The organism is Xenorhabdus hominickii, assembly GCF_002632725.1.
Taxonomy (GTDB): Bacteria; Pseudomonadota; Gammaproteobacteria; order Enterobacterales; family Enterobacteriaceae; genus Xenorhabdus; species Xenorhabdus hominickii.
The window spans coordinates 1-869 of the sequence record NZ_NJAI01000069.1; the positions used below are offsets into that span (position 1 = coordinate 1).

An 869-nucleotide genomic window follows, 5' to 3' on the forward strand; every position below is an offset into this window, starting at 1 on the left:
CAGCAGGGGTTTGTTTATCACTATCTGGCCCAGCCGCAGGACGATGCCTATCGGGTGCAATTACTGCTGGATTATCACGACAATCTGGATCTGGCGGCTTATCAGCAGGCCTGGCGGCTGGCCTCACTGCGCTTCCCTGTCCTGAGAACGGCCTTTGACTGGGAAGGTGAGGTGTTACAGATTGTGACTGAGGGCGCCAGTATCGGTGCCGCTAATTTCACTTTCAAGGACATCAGCACTGTGCCGGTAGCTGAGCGTGACAGGGAAATCGAAGCGATCCAACGTCATGACCGGACTCAACCGTTTGACTTAAGCCAGCCCGGGTTAATCCGTTTTACCCTGATTAAGCAGCATGACCAGTTGGTGACGGTCATGGTGACTCAGCATCACTGTATTGCCGACGGCTGGAGTAACCCGATTTTATTGCAGACGGTGCATGAGTATTACAACGCGCTGGGGCAGGGGCAGATGCCTGAGATCGTAGTCGATACGGCGTATCTGGCGACGCAGCAGTACCACCTGCATCATCAGGAGGCTTCCAAAGCCTATTGGGCGGCGCGCAAGGCACAATTTCAGGGAGCGACAGCGCTTTCTGCCCTGTTAAGTCACGAGATTGATCTGAACCGTATTAAAACCGTTGAAAAGCCGGCTGAGCGGATATTGACGATACAGGGTACCCCTTACACGCAGCTTAAAACGCTGTGTCGGGAGCTGGGGGTGACGCTGAATGTGGTGTTGCAATTTGCCTGGCATAAATTACTGCACAGTTACAGCGGGGATGAACAGACGATTGTGGGCACGGTTGTCTCCGGCCGTGATGTGCCGGTTGACGGGATCGAATCCAGTGTGGGGCTGTACATCAACACCTT

Annotated in this window: 1 protein-coding gene; it reads left to right on the forward strand. The window is 54.2% G+C overall.

The window, feature by feature from the left end; all coding sequences use genetic code 11:
- On the forward strand, positions 1 to 869 hold an 869-nt coding region (locus Xhom_RS25100), incomplete at both ends, for a condensation domain-containing protein (protein WP_244590827.1).